Annotated in this window: 9 protein-coding genes; 8 read left to right on the top strand and 1 reads right to left on the bottom strand. The window is 64.2% G+C overall.

Features of this window, described 5'->3' with window-relative positions; translation table 11 throughout:
- Window positions 1-128 precede the first annotated feature (128 nt).
- Window positions 129-3,419 carry a transglutaminase family protein gene (locus tag ACT9T4_RS11170; RefSeq protein WP_179538999.1) on the bottom strand — a complete coding sequence of 1,097 codons (3,291 nt, stop codon included), beginning with the start codon at window positions 3,417-3,419 and terminating at the stop codon, window positions 129-131.
- 211 nt (window positions 3,420-3,630) lie between these two features.
- Here ACT9T4_RS11170 and ACT9T4_RS11165 point away from each other — a divergent pair, with 211 nt between their 5' ends.
- The 8 genes from ACT9T4_RS11165 (at window position 3,631) to pgi (ending at window position 14,546) form a co-directional block, all read left to right on the top strand.
- On the top strand, window positions 3,631-3,807 hold the full coding sequence (locus tag ACT9T4_RS11165; protein WP_042556252.1) for a hypothetical protein: 177 nt from the start codon (window positions 3,631-3,633) through the stop codon (window positions 3,805-3,807).
- A gap of 56 nt (window positions 3,808-3,863) precedes the next feature.
- A complete protein-coding gene (locus ACT9T4_RS11160) occupies window positions 3,864-6,818 on the top strand; it encodes a sensor histidine kinase (protein WP_042556251.1) in 2,955 nt (984 codons plus the stop codon).
- 94 nt (window positions 6,819-6,912) lie between these two features.
- On the top strand, window positions 6,913-8,337 hold the full coding sequence (locus ACT9T4_RS11155; RefSeq protein WP_042556250.1) for a sigma-54-dependent transcriptional regulator: 1,425 nt from the start codon (window positions 6,913-6,915) through the stop codon (window positions 8,335-8,337).
- A gap of 649 nt (window positions 8,338-8,986) precedes the next feature.
- Entirely contained in the window at window positions 8,987-10,384 is a 1,398-nt protein-coding gene (locus tag ACT9T4_RS11150; protein WP_042556249.1) for a polynucleotide adenylyltransferase PcnB, read from the top strand.
- Between the two features lie 2 nt (window positions 10,385-10,386).
- Window positions 10,387-10,866, top strand: coding sequence for a 2-amino-4-hydroxy-6-hydroxymethyldihydropteridine diphosphokinase (folK, locus tag ACT9T4_RS11145; RefSeq protein WP_042556248.1), 480 nt, complete (start codon window positions 10,387-10,389; stop codon window positions 10,864-10,866).
- Window positions 10,867-11,099: 233 nt separating this feature from the next.
- Entirely contained in the window at window positions 11,100-11,900 is an 801-nt protein-coding gene (panB, locus tag ACT9T4_RS11140) for a 3-methyl-2-oxobutanoate hydroxymethyltransferase (protein WP_042556247.1), read from the top strand.
- Window positions 11,897-12,757 carry a pantoate--beta-alanine ligase gene (panC, locus tag ACT9T4_RS11135; RefSeq protein WP_042556246.1) on the top strand — a complete coding sequence of 287 codons (861 nt, stop codon included), beginning with the start codon at window positions 11,897-11,899 and terminating at the stop codon, window positions 12,755-12,757. The genes panB and panC overlap by 4 nt, the downstream gene beginning before the upstream one ends.
- Before the next feature lie 124 nt (window positions 12,758-12,881).
- Window positions 12,882-14,546, top strand: coding sequence for a glucose-6-phosphate isomerase (gene pgi / locus ACT9T4_RS11130; RefSeq protein ID WP_042556245.1), 1,665 nt, complete (start codon window positions 12,882-12,884; stop codon window positions 14,544-14,546).
- The last annotated feature ends 72 nt before the right edge of the window (window positions 14,547-14,618 follow it).

Here is a 14,618-nt window from a genome sequence, read left to right as displayed (position 1 = left end):
CTAGAGCACGGCAAGGGCTTGGCGCCCCCAAAAACAGGCCAGGAAGCGGAGTGTACTGGTGTACATGCGCACTCCTGAGCTGTTTTTAACGCCGCAGCGTCGGCGCGCAGCCGACGTTGCGCAGGTTCTCAGATGCGGCGCAGATCCAGGGTCGTTGGCAACTCCTGATTACTGCTTGGCGTCAGCGCCGCCCGTTTACCCGGGCTATGCCCAAGGCGGAAGAAGCGTGCCAGGCGCCGGCTTTCCGCCTCATAGGCGTTCACCGGCAGGCTGTCATAGTTTCGCCCACCGGGATGGGCGACATGATACTGGCATCCGCCGATGGAGCGGTTCATCCAGGTATCCACCAGGTCGAAAATCAGCGGCGCATGCACGCCGATGGTCGGCTGCAGACAGGCCGCGGGCTGCCAGGCACGGAAGCGCACCCCGGCGACGAACTCACCGACCTTGCCGGTCGCTCGCAGCGGGACCGGCACGCCATTGCAGGTCAACACGTAACGATCCGGGGTCAGGCCATTGACCTTGACCTGCATCCGCTCGAGGGACGAGTCGACATAACGCACCGTACCGCCCACCGCGCCCTCTTCGCCCAGCACATGCCAGGGCTCCAGCGCCTGACGCAGCTCCAGATCGATGCCCTTGACGTTGAAGTCGCCGGCCTTGGGGAAGCGAAACTCGAAATGCGGTGCGAACCAGTCGGCGCGCAGGCGGTAACCGAAGGTGGTCAGTTCCTGCAGCACATCGGCAAAATCCTGCTCGACGAAGTGCGACAGCAAGAAGCGGTCATGCAGTTCGGTACCCCAGCGCACCAGGCGTGCGGGCCGGTAAGGCTCCTTCCAGAACCGCGCGATCAGCGCCCGCAGCAACAACTGCTGGGCCAGGCTCATCTGCGCGTGCGGCGGCATTTCGAAGGCACGCAGCTCGAGCAGACCAAGACGCCCGGAGGCCGAATCCGGGGAATACAACTTGTCGATGCAGAACTCGGCACGGTGGGTATTGCCGGAGACATCGACCAGCAGATTGCGCAGCAGGCGGTCGACCAGCCACGGCGGGCACTCGCGACCGGGCTCGGGCATCTGTGCGAAGGCGATTTCCAGCTCGTAGAGGGCATCGTTGCGCGCCTCGTCGACCCGGGGCGCCTGGGAGGTCGGACCGATGAACAACCCGGAGAACAAATAGGACAACGACGGGTGATTGTGCCAGTAGCTGATCAGGCTGCGCAGCAGATCGGGGCGGCGCAGGAAGGGCGAATCCACAGGTGTGGCGCCACCGAGAACGAAGTGGTTGCCGCCGCCGGTACCGGTGTGGCGGCCATCGATCATGAACTTCTCGCTGCTCAGGCGGCACTGACGCGCCTGTTCATAGAGGAACTCGGTGCGTTCGACCAGCTCGTCCCAACTGGCCGCCGGGTGGATATTCACCTCGATCACGCCAGGGTCCGGGGTCACCCGGAAGAACTGCAGTCGCGGGTCGTTAGGCGGCTCGTACCCCTCGAGGAGCACCGGGCAATCCAGTTCGGCAGCGGTGTCCTCGATGGCGGCGGCCAGCTCCAGGTAATCCTCGAGGTCACTCAGCGGCGGCATGAACAGGTACAGCCGGCCATCGCGAGGCTCGGCGCACAATGCCGTGCGCACCACGTCGGCTGCCGACTGACCGCGTTTGGGTTTGGCTGGCGCATTGCCTCGGCTGCCATTCCAGACGCCGCGCGCCTGGTACTGCAACTCGGCGGAGGCCGGCAGCGGCGCGAACACCTGAGACGGGTCCGCTGGCGTCACGTAGGGGAATTCCTCGGCTTTGACCCAGGGCAGGGAATCCAGCGGCAGGCGATAGCCCAGGGCCGAATCGCCGGGTACCAGACGGCAATACTCATCGCGCAGGTACCAGGAGCCACTGCGCCAGCCAGCACGGCGGGTATCGCGGGCCAGCGGCAGGACATGCCCGATCACCCGATCGAGGCCCTGCTCGAATACCCGGCGCAGGCGCTCGCGCTCCAGTGGGTCGGCCAGGCGGGCGTCTTCAGGAGAAACGTTGTCGGGCAAACGCCCCTCACGCCACAGGTAATAGAGACCGTCTTCGAAAGCCGGAAAGCGGTGAGCCGCATCGACGCCCAGGCGCTCGGCCAGGTTGGCGAGAAAGCGCGCGGCCGTGTCGGCATCGGCGCCATAGTCGCGCCCTTCATCGGCCAGCAGCTCGGCGTTACGCCAGACCGGCTGACCATCGCGGCGCCAGAAGGCATTCAGCGACCAGCGCGGCAGCTGCTCGCCCGGGTACCACTTGCCCTGGCCGAAATGCACCAGGGCAGTTGGCGCGTAGTGCTCACGCAGGCGCAGGAACAGATCCGTGGCCAAACGGCGCTTGTTCGGCCCCAGAGCCGCGGTGTTCCATTCAGCGTCATCCGGGTAATCGAGGGCGACGAAGGTTGGCTCGCCGCCCATGGTCAGGCGTACGTCGGCGGCCTGCAGGTCGTCGTCGACACGGCGGCCCAGGTCGACGATGTCGCGCCATTGGTTGTCGGTGTAGGGTTTGGTGACCCGCGGCGCTTCCCAGATACGCTCCACGCGCATCTCATGGCTGAACTCGCTTTCGCAGTCGTCCACCGCCCCGCTGATCGGCGCTGCCGACGAGGGCTCCGGGCTACAGGCCAGGGGAATGTGACCTTCACCGGCGAACAGCCCGCTGGTGGGGTCGAGGCCGATCCAGCCGGCGCCTGGCAGGTACACTTCGCACCAGGCGTGCAGGTCGGTGAAATCCACCTCGGTGCCCGACGGGCCATCCAGGGATTTGACGTCGGCACTGAGCTGAATCAGATAGCCGGACACGAAACGTGCGGCCAGGCCCAGGTGACGGAACAGCTGGACCAGCAGCCAGGATGAATCACGGCACGAGCCCGAAGCATTGACCAGGGTCTGCTCGGGCGTCTGCACGCCCGGCTCCATGCGGATCAGATAATCGATATCGGCGGCCAGACGCTGATTCAGGGCGACCAGGAAATCCACACTGGCCTTTGGCGTACGGTCGATGCTCGCCAGATACTCGTTGAAGCGCGCCTCGCCCGGCAGCCTGACCAGATACGGCGCCAGCTCGCGCTGCTCGCCGGCGGTGTAGGTCAGGGGAATCTGCTCGGCATAGGGCTCGAGGAAGAAGTCGAACGGGTTGAACACCGCCATCTCGGCGACCAGATCCACCTCGACGCGCAACTCGCGGGTCTTTTCCGGGAATACCAGGCGCGCCAGGTAGTTGCCCTGGGGGTCCTGCTGCCAGTTGATGAAGTGCTCACCCGGCTCGACGCTCAGGGAGTAGGAAAGGATCCGCGTGCGGCTGTGGGGGGCCGGGCGCAAGCGAATGATCTGTGGCCCCAGATTGACGGCACGGTCGTAGCGATAATGAGTAACGTGGTGCAACGCGACATGAATCGACACGGCGGGCCTCCTGCAAGCCTGGGCGATGGAGATAACGGCGCAAGACTTGTGCCAGCGCCGGCCTGAGGCGGCACAGCGAACAGCTCGGCGAAGACTTGGCCCCAGCATGGGGCATGCCACGCCCCACAACGAACATCACGCACCATAACAGCACCTTAGCCAGCGCAGTGCGCTTCCGTTACCATCGGCACACTCAGTAGCGAGACGCGGCATGTATATCTATCGATTGGTTCTGATCCTGGTAGTGGGCATCTACCTGTTCTCGCCCGCCATCATGGACTGGTGGATCGACCCCAACGGCGCCTGGTACCGGCCTTACATGCTGTGGCTGATCCTCATCGTGGTGACCTTCATCCTGCAGAGCCAGCGCGATGCAGACGAGCTCTGACCTGATGCGGGGTCGCCCGCCCACCGCCGTTCACCTCCACTCGCAGAGCCAACGTGATGCCGACGAGCTTTAGCCTCAGCGGGTTGATGGCGGTCAGCGCCGCCTACCTGCTCGTGTTGTTCAGTGTCGCCTGGTGCGCTGACCGCGGCCTGATTCCGCGCCGGCTGATTCGTCACCCGCTGACCTATACCCTGTCGCTGGGCGTGTACGCCAGCGCCTGGGCCTTCTACGGCACCGTCGGCCTGGCCTACCAGTACGGCTACGGCTTCCTGGCCAGCTACCTGGGCGTGACCGGGGCATTCCTGCTGGCGCCGGTGCTGCTCTACCCCATCCTGCGCATCACCCGTACCTATCAGCTGTCGTCGCTGGCCGATCTGTTCGCGTTTCGCTTTCGCAGCACCTGGGCCGGCGCGCTGAGCACGCTGTGCATGCTGATCGCCGTGCTGCCGCTGCTGGCCCTGCAGATCCAGGCGGTCACCGATGCGATCGGCATCCTCACCCGGGAACCGGTGCAGCCACAGATCGCCCTGGCGTTCTGCGGCCTGTTCATTCTGGTCACCATCCTGTTCGGCGCCCGCCACCTGGCGACCCGGGAAAAGCACGAAGGCCTGGTGTTCGCCATCGCCTTCGAGTCGGTGGTCAAGCTGCTGGCCATGGGCGCCATCGGTCTGTATGCGCTGTACGCGGTATTCGACGGCCCGCGCGAGCTGGAGCAATGGCTGGTGCTCAACCAGGCGGCGCTGGCCAGCCTGCACACGCCGTTGCAGGAAGGCCCGTGGCGCACCCTGCTGCTGGTGTTCTTCGCCTCGGCCATCGTCATGCCGCACATGTACCACATGACCTTCACCGAGAACCTCAACCCGCGCGCTCTGGTCAGTGCCAGCTGGGGCCTGCCGCTGTTCCTGCTGCTGATGAGCCTGGCCGTGCCGCTGATTCTCTGGGCCAGCCTGCGCCTGGGCTCGACCACCAGCCCGGAGTACTTCACCCTCGGCCTGGGCATCGCCGTGGACAGCCCGACCCTGGCGCTGATCGCCTACATCGGCGGTCTGTCCGCCTCCAGCGGCCTGATCATCGTCACCACCCTGGCGCTGTCGGGCATGCTGCTCAACCACGTGGTGCTGCCGCTCTACCAGCCACCGGCCGAGGGCAATATCTACCGCTGGCTGAAATGGACGCGCCGCGCGCTGATCGTCGCCATCATCCTCGCCAGCTACGGCTTCTATAACCTGCTCGACGCCCAGCAGGATCTGGCCAACCTGGGCATCGTGTCCTTCGTCGCCACCCTGCAGTTCCTGCCCGGCGTGCTCTCGGTACTGTATTGGCCGACCGCCAACCGCCGCGGCTTCATCGCCGGTCTGCTGGCGGGCATCGGCGTGTGGTCGGTCAGCATGCTGATGCCGCTGCTGGGCACCCTGCCCGGCCTCTACGTGCCGATTCTGGACCTGGTCTACGTGCTGGATGACAGCAGTTGGCACATGGCGGCCATCGCCTCGCTGGCCACCAACGTGCTGGTGTTCACCCTGGTCTCGGTGTTCACCGACTCGAGCCCGGAAGAGGACAGCGCCGCGGAAGCCTGCGCCGTGGACAACGTGCGTCGCCCACAGCGCCGGGAGCTGCTGGCGCTGTCGCCCCAGGAATTCGCCACCCAGCTGGCCAAACCGCTGGGTGCCAAGACCGCCCAGCGTGAAGTCGAACAGGCCCTGCGCGACCTGCATCTGCCGTTCGACGAAAGCCGCCCTTATGCGCTGCGTCGCTTGCGCGATCGCCTGGAAGCCAACCTGTCCGGGCTGATGGGACCGAGCGTGGCCCAGGACATCATCGAGTCCTTCCTGCCCTACAAGTCCGGTAGCGAAAGCTACGTGACCGAGGACATCCACTTCATCGAGAGCCGCCTCGAGGATTATCACTCGCGCCTCACCGGCCTCGCCGCGGAACTCGATGCCCTGCGCCGCTATCACCGCCAGACCCTGCAGGAACTGCCGATGGGCGTCTGCTCCCTGGCCAAGGATCACGAGATCCTGATGTGGAACAAGGCCATGGAAGAACTCACCGAAATTCCCGCACAGCGCATCGTCGGTTCTCGCCTGTCGACCCTTGGCGAGCCCTGGCGTGACCTGCTGCAACGCTTCATCGAGATTCCCGACGAACACCTGCACAAGCAGCGCCTGGCGCTGGACGGCCAGATCCGTTGGCTCAACCTGCACAAGGCGGCCATCGACGAGCCGCTGGCACCGGGTAACAGTGGCCTGGTGCTGCTGGTCGAGGACCTGACCGAAACCCAGATGCTCGAAGACAAGCTGGTGCACTCCGAGCGCCTGGCCAGTATCGGTCGCCTCGCCGCCGGCGTGGCCCATGAAATCGGCAACCCGATCACCGGCATCGCCTGCCTCGCGCAAAACCTGCGCGAAGAACGTGAAGGCGATGGCGAACTGACCGAAATCAGCGCACAGATTCTCGAGCAGACCAAGCGGGTCACGCGCATCGTCCACTCGTTGATGAACTTCGCCCACTCGGGTAGCCATCAGCAAGCCGACGAGCCGGTCTGCCTGGCCGAAATCGCTCAGGAAGCCATTGGTCTGCTGGCGCTTAACCGGCGCAGTGTGGACGTGCAATTCTTCAACCTGTGCAAGCCCGATCATTGGGCACACGGTGATCCACAGCGCCTCGCCCAGGTGCTGATCAACCTGCTGAGCAACGCTCGCGACGCCTCGCCAGCTGGCGGTGCCATTCGCGTGCGCAGCGAAGCGTCGGAACACACCGTCGACCTGATCGTCGAGGACGAAGGCAGCGGGATTCCCAAGGGCGTGATGGACCGGCTGTTCGAGCCGTTCTTCACCACCAAGGACCCCGGCAAGGGAACCGGACTCGGCCTCGCGCTGGTCTATTCCATCGTGGAAGAGCATTATGGCCAGATAACAATCGACAGCCCGATCGACCCCGAGCAGCAACGTGGCACCCGCATCCGGGTGACGCTGCCGCGGCACATCGAGGCAATGCCACTGGCGACCTAAATTCCGAAGAACCGCATTCCTGGCGATGCGCGTGGCCCAGCTTGGCTACAGCACCGGGAAGCAGGTTCCGAGACCGTCGAGAGAATTCGATTAAATGCCTCATATCCTGATCGTCGAAGACGAAACCATCATCCGCTCTGCCCTGCGTCGCCTGCTCGAACGCAACCAGTACCAGGTCAGCGAGGCCGGTTCGGTACAGGAAGCCCAGGAGCGCTTCGACATCCCGGGGTTCGATCTGGTGGTCAGTGACCTGCGTCTGCCTGGCGCACCGGGCACCGAGCTGATCAAGCTCGCCCAGGGCGCTCCGGTGCTGATCATGACCAGCTATGCGAGCCTGCGCTCGGCGGTCGACTCGATGAAAATGGGCGCTGTCGATTACATCGCCAAACCCTTCGATCATGACGAGATGTTGCAAGCCGTGGCGCGCATCCTGCGTGACCGTCAGGCGGTACGCAGCCAGGCAGGGAACGCTCCGGCCGCAACACGCGGCGCGGAAAAGAGCGACAAGGCCGCCAATGGCGAAATCGGCATCATCGGCTCCAGCCCGGCGATGCTGGAGCTGTACAGCAAGATCCGCAAGGTCTCCCCCACCGACTCCAACGTGCTGGTGCAGGGCGAATCCGGTACCGGCAAGGAGCTGGTCGCCCGGGCGCTGCACAACCTGTCGAAGCGCGCCAAGGCCCCGCTGATTTCGGTCAACTGCGCGGCGATCCCGGAAACCCTCATCGAATCCGAGCTGTTCGGCCATGAAAAGGGCGCGTTCACCGGCGCCAGCGCCAGCCGCGCCGGCCTGGTGGAGGCCGCCGACGGCGGTACCCTGTTCCTCGATGAAATCGGCGAACTGCCTCTGGAAGCCCAGGCGCGCCTGCTGCGCGTTCTGCAGGAAGGCGAGATACGTCGGGTCGGCTCTGTGCAGTCGCAGAAGGTCGACGTGCGCCTGATCGCGGCGACTCACCGCGACCTGAAAACCCTGTCGAAAACCGGCCAGTTCCGTGAAGACCTCTATTACCGGCTGCACGTCATCGCCCTGAAACTGCCGCCACTGCGCGAGCGCGGCAGCGACGTGCTGGAAATCGCCCGCGCCTTCCTGCTGCGCCAATCCACCCGCATGGGGCGCACCGACCTGCATTTCGGCCCGGACGCGGAACAGGCCATCCACCACTACAGCTGGCCGGGTAACGTGCGGGAACTGGAGAACGCCATCGAGCGCTCGGTGATCCTCTGCGACGGCAGCACCATCAATGCCGACCTGCTGGGTATCGACATCGAGCTGGAAGACCTCGACGACGATGCGTTCATGGGCCTGCCGCCACAGAGCGGAGCGGTCAATGGCACCAGCCAGGACCCCAGCGAGGATCTTTCGCTGGAAGACTACTTCCAGCACTTCGTACTCGAGCATCAGGACCACATGACCGAGACCGAACTGGCCCGCAAACTGGGCATCAGCCGCAAGTGCCTGTGGGAACGTCGCCAGCGCCTGGGCATTCCGCGGCGCAAGTCGAGCGTTACCAGCGAATAGCGTCTAGCTCGGCTGTTACCGCACCGAGCGAAGCACGTAACAAAGCCGGGGTTTACGGTAACGGAATCCCGGCTTTTTTTTGCCCTCGCAAAAGTAAAAAAACCTAAATTATTGTTTTTAAAGGAAAAATAAAAACTGGCACGCGGAATGCTTTATCTCTCGCACAACAACAATAACAAGCATGACCAACGACAATAAAAATAAGACGAAACGACTCCAGCACAATAAGAACAAGACGGCAGGAGACGCAGCTAACTGATTCTTTTGGAGAGGATTTCCTCATGGGGCCTTGCCCCGTAACCAGATAGAGAACAATAAAACTGTCGATAGACAGCACCGGTTCTGGTTGGGTCAGAGACCCGAGGTAGCGTCAGCATCCAAAGTAATCCGTTTGCTCTTGCTCCCGATACGGGAGGTTTTCCGGACGGCATGGATTCCGGAACGGGCGATCGAACAAGAACAACAAGCCCGCATAACAAGAAAAACGCATAGCAACATTTGTGGGGGAGCTTCGGCTCCCCCAGTAGCTTGTGCCCCGGCCTGCCCTCCCTCCCCCGCTTACACCCATCCGCGACTCAATGCTAGAATCCGCGCTATTTCTGCGCCTTTACATTATTCTGGCCATTCATTTCGTCATACAGTGCTCTCCATGCTGAAAAAGCTGTTCAAGTCCCTTCGTTCGCCGCTGCGCCGCGCTCACCAGCCTCACAGTACGCCGCACGTGCTGAACAACAACCAGCACCCGATCCAGCGTGGGCAGATAAGCCGCTACGCGATCAGCGTGGTCGAGCGTCTGCAGAATGCAGGCTACGAGGCCTATCTGGTCGGTGGCTGCGTACGCGATCTGCTGCTGGGCATCGAGCCCAAGGACTTCGACGTCGCCACCAGCGCTACCCCGGAGCAGGTCAGGGGTGAATTCCGCAATGCCCGGGTGATCGGTCGCCGCTTCAAGCTGGTCCACGTGCACTTCGGCCGCGAGATCATCGAGACCGCCACCTTCCGCGCCAACCACCCGCAGGGTGAAGAGGAAGAGGATACCAACCAGTCCTCGCGCAACGAGAGCGGCCGCATTCTGCGTGACAACGTCTACGGCACCCTGGAGGACGACGCCCAGCGCCGCGACTTCACCATCAATGCGCTGTACTACGATCCGGTATCCGAGCGGATTCTCGACTACGCCAATGGCATGCACGACATCCGCAACAACCTGGTGCGGCTGATCGGCAACCCCACGCAGCGTTATCAGGAAGATCCGGTGCGCATGCTGCGTGCCGTGCGCTTCGCCGCCAAGCTGGACTTCGATATCGAGAAGCACAGCGCCGATCCCATCTATGACCTGGCTCACCTGCTGGGGGGCATTCCCGCCGCTCGCCTGTTCGACGAAGTGCTCAAGCTGTTTCTCAGCGGCTACGCCATCTACACCTATGACCTGCTGGTGGACTACGGCCTGTTCGGCCAGCTGTTCCCGGCCAGCGCCGCGGCGCTGAGACAGAACCCGGAATACACCGACACACTGATCCGCAACGCCCTGGACAACACCGATCTGCGCATCCACCAGGGTAAGCCGGTCACCCCCGCTTTCCTGTTCGCGGCGCTGCTCTGGCCAGCGCTGCCGGCTCGAGTGATTCGCCTCCAGGAGCGCGGCATGCCGGCCATTCCGGCCATGCAGGAAGCGGCTCACGAACTGATCGCCGAGCAGTGCCAGCGCATCGCCGTGCCGAAACGCTTCACCCTGCCGATCCGCGAGATCTGGGACATGCAGGAGCGCCTGCCACGACGCAGCGGCAAGCGCGCCGATCTGCTGCTGGAAAACCCACGCTTCCGCGCCGGTTACGACTTCCTGCTGCTGCGCGAGAGCGCCGGCGAGGAAACAGGCGGCCTCGGCGACTGGTGGACGGACTACCAGGACGCCAGCGACAGCGACCGCCGGGTGATGATCCGCGACCTGTCCAGCAAGGACGACGCACCAGGCGCGCCCCGCAAGCGCCGCCGCAGTGGCGGCAACAAGCGCAAGCGTAGCCCTCAGGGCGGCGGCGCAGCCGACTAAGCATGGAACGTGTCCATATCGGTCTGGGCAGCAACCTCGCCGAACCGGCCGAGCAGTTGCGCCAGGCGCTTGCCGCACTCGAGCACCTGCCAGATACCCGCCTCGCGGCGGTTTCTTCCTTCTATGTCAGCGATTCGCTGCTCCCCGGCCAGCCGCGCTACACCAATGCCGTCGCGGCGCTGGACACCGATCTGCAGCCGCTGCAGCTGCTCGATGCGCTGCAGGCCATCGAACGGGGTCAGGGCCGCGAACGCCACGAACGCTGGGGCCCACGTACGCTCGACCTGGACATCCTGCTGTTCGGCGAGCGGCTGATCGACGAGCCACGACTGCGCGTCCCGCACTACCACATGCACGCGCGGGCCTTCGTGCTCTACCCACTCGCGGAAATCGCTGCCGGCCTGGAGTTGCCCGATGGCCGCTCCCTCGGCGCACTGCTGGCGGCCTGCCCCTTCGAGGGCCTGGAACGCCTGACGCCCTGAAGCAGGTGGTTCTGCCGCTGGCGGTAACGACGTAACAGCGCGGTAACACATTCGATTGACTTGCCCCCCCGCCATCGGGACTATAGCCACCCATTGCCCCATGCCGGAGCAAAAAGGGCCGCCAAACAGGCCACATTGAAGCAGCCTAGCTGCCTCTTCGATGCCAGAAAGAACCTGCTCCACGAGAGCCTGCATTCAACAGGCCCGCACAGGTTCCGAGTGAGGATACGTTCATGCCTGATGTAACCCTGACCACCCTGCAAGCGCTCAAGCAGAAGGGCGAAAAGATCACCATGCTGACCTGCTACGACGCCACCTTCGCCAAGGTCAGCTCGCAGGCAGGCGTAGAAGTGCTGCTGATCGGGGACTCCCTTGGGATGGTGCTGCAGGGGCATGACAGCACGCTACCGGTCAGCGTCAACGACATGGCCTACCACACGGCCAGCGTCAAACGCGGCAACCGCGGTGCGCTGATCGTCGCCGACCTGCCCTTCATGGCATACGCCACCGTGGATCAAGCCCTGCAAAATGCCGGCGCCTTGATGCAGGCGGGTGCTCACATGGTCAAGATCGAAGGCACCGCCTGGCTGGCCGAATCCATCGCGCGCCTGGCTGAACGTGGTGTGCCGGTGTGCGCACATATGGGCCTGACCCCGCAAACCGTGAATATTCTCGGTGGCTACAAGGTGCAGGGCCGTCAGGAGGCACAGGCCCGGCAGATGGTTGCCGACGCCATCGCGCTGGAGCAGGCGGGTGCGGCCATGCTGTTGCTCGAATGCGTACCGGTCGACCTGGCGGGCGAGATCAGCCGCACCGTGAAGATACCGGTTATCGGCATTGGTGCCGGCCCGCAGACCGACGGCCAGGTACTGGTGCTGCACGACATGCTCGGGGTGTCCCTGACTGGCCGCATGGCCAAGTTCGTGAAGAACTTCATGGATGGCCAGGCCGGTATCGAAGACGCCATCGCGGCCTATGTGAAAGCCGTGAAGGACGTCAGCTTCCCGGCCGCCGAACACGGATTCTCCGCATGAACACCGTGAAGACCGTGCGCGAGCTGCGCGCTGCCGTTGCCCAGGCCCGTGCCGAAGGCAAGCAGATCGGCCTGGTGCCGACCATGGGCAACCTGCACGCCGGCCACGCCGCACTGGTGGAAAAGGCCGCGCAACGCAGCGACTTCGTGGTCGCCAGCATCTTCGTCAACCCGATGCAGTTCGGCCCCTCCGAAGACCTCGACAAGTACCCGCGCACGCTCCAGGCCGACCAGCAGCGCCTGGTCGACGCTGGCTGCCATCTGCTGTTCCACCCGGACGTCGCAGAGATGTACCCCGGTGGCATGGGCGAGCAGACCCGCATCAGCGTGCCGGGCGTGTCCGAGGGCCTTTGCGGTGCCAGCCGCCCTGGCCACTTCGAGGGCGTCGCCACCGTGGTCACCAAACTGTTCAACATGGTACAGCCCGATCTGGCGGTGTTCGGCCAGAAGGACTTCCAGCAACTGGCGGTGATCCGCACCATGGTGCGCGACCTCAACATGCCCATCCAGATCATCGGCGAACCCACCGTGCGCGCCGAGAGCGGCCTGGCCCTGTCATCGCGCAACGGTTATCTGAGCGATGAGCAGCGCGAAACCGCCACGGTTCTGTACCGCTCGCTGCAGCACATCGCCCAGGCCATCCAGGCTGGCGAGCGCGACCTGCCGGCCCTGATCGCCCAGGCGCAGCGCCAGCATGCCGATGCAGGGCTGCGTGCCGACTATCTGGAAGTGCGCGAAGCACAGAGCCTGCGCCAGCTCGGCCCAGGCGACCGCGAGCTGGTCGTGCTGGTGGCCGCCTACCTGGGTAATACCCGGCTGATCGACAACCTGAGCTTCACCCTTGATCAAGGCTACTGACGGCCACCTGCACCGGGCCTGAAAACCCGGATACACTCGAAAGCCCGGACGATCATCCGGGCTTTTTGGTATGTACCACCCTCGCTGAAGTCTGCCCAACCCAATGCCCCAACAAGGAAGCCCCATGGCGTATTACCAACAGCCGCTCGATGTTCTCGCCCTCCCTACCTGGCAGGCGTTGCAGCAGCATCGCCAGGCCATGCAGCACTTCAGCATGCGCGACGCCTTCGCTGGCAACCCGCAGCGTTTCGAGCAGTTTTCCCTGAGCAGTTGTGGCCTGTTTCTCGACTATTCGAAGAACCTGGCCAGTGACGAGACCGTCTCGCTGTTGATGGCGCTGGCCCGCGAAGCCGGCCTGGAGCAATCGATCCGCGCCATGTTCGACGGCGAGAAGCTCAATGCCTCGGAAGGTCGCCCGGCATTGCATACCGCACTGCGTCGGCCGCTCGGCGACAAGGTGCTGGTCGACGGCATCGACGTGATGCCACAGGTGCAGCGGGTACTGCAGCAGATGACCGAACTGGTCGGGCGCATCCACAACGGCCTGTGGCGCGGTTACACCGAAAAACCCATCACCGATGTGGTGAACATCGGCATCGGCGGCTCCTTTCTCGGCCCGCAGCTGGTTTCCGAGGCACTGCTGCCCTTCGCCCAGCGCGGCGTGCGCTGCCACTACCTGGCCAATATCGACGGCAGCGAATTCCACGAGCTGTCGGCCAAGCTGCAGGCCGAAACCACCCTGTTCATCGTTTCATCGAAGTCCTTCGGCACTCTGGAAACCCTCAAGAACGCCCAGGCCGCACGCGGCTGGTACCTGGCTCAGGGCGGCTCCGAGGCCGAGCTGTATCGTCATTTCATCGCCGTGTCGAGCAACCGCGAAGCCGCGGTGGCGTTCGGTATCCGCGAAGAGAACATCTTCCCGATGTGGGACTGGGTCGGTGGGCGTTACTCGCTGTGGTCGGCCATTGGCCTGCCGATCGCCCTGTCCATCGGCATGTCCAACTTCAAGGAACTGCTGGCCGGTGCGTACAGCATGGATGTGCACTTCAAGACCGCGCCATTCGAGCAGAACATGCCGGTCCTGCTGGCCTTGCTGGGTATCTGGTACGGCAATTTCTGGGACGCCCAGAGCCAGGCGATCCTGCCGTACGACCATTACCTGCGCAACATCACCCGGCACCTGCAGCAACTCGACATGGAGTCCAACGGCAAGAGCGTGCGCCAGGACGGTAGCCCGGTCAGCGGCGCGACCGGGCCAGTGATCTGGGGCGGCGTGGGCTGTAATGGCCAGCACGCCTATCACCAGCTGCTGCACCAGGGCACCCAGCTGATTCCGGCGGACTTCATCGTTCCGGTGGTCAGCTACAACCCGGTCGCCGACCACCACCAGTGGCTCTACGCCAACTGCCTGTCGCAGAGCCAGGCCCTGATGCTCGGCAAGTCCCGCGAGGAAGCCGAGGCGGAACTGCGCGGCAAGGGCCTCGGCGAAGACGACATCCAGCGCCTGGCGCCGCACAAGGTGATCCCCGGCAACCGGCCGAGCAACACCCTGGTGCTCGAGCGCATCAGCCCCCGCCGCCTCGGCGCGCTGGTGGCCCTGTACGAGCACAAGGTGTTCGCCCAGAGCGCCATTTGGGGCATCAACGCCTTCGACCAGTGGGGCGTGGAACTCGGCAAGGAGCTGGGCAAGGGCGTCTATTCGCGCATGGTCGGCAGCGAGCAAAGCAGCGCCGAGGACGGCTCCACCCAGGGGCTGATCAACTACTTCCGCGGTCGCCATCGCGGTTGATGGATTGCCGGCGCTCGATCATCGGCGAGCACCGGCAACACTTTGCGTCACTCTCGGCCTCGTCGGGGTCGA

The organism is Pseudomonas sp. SZ40 (assembly GCF_052958135.1).
Note: the sequence above shows the minus strand (reverse complement) of the source record. Positions and strands in the feature narration are given on the sequence as shown.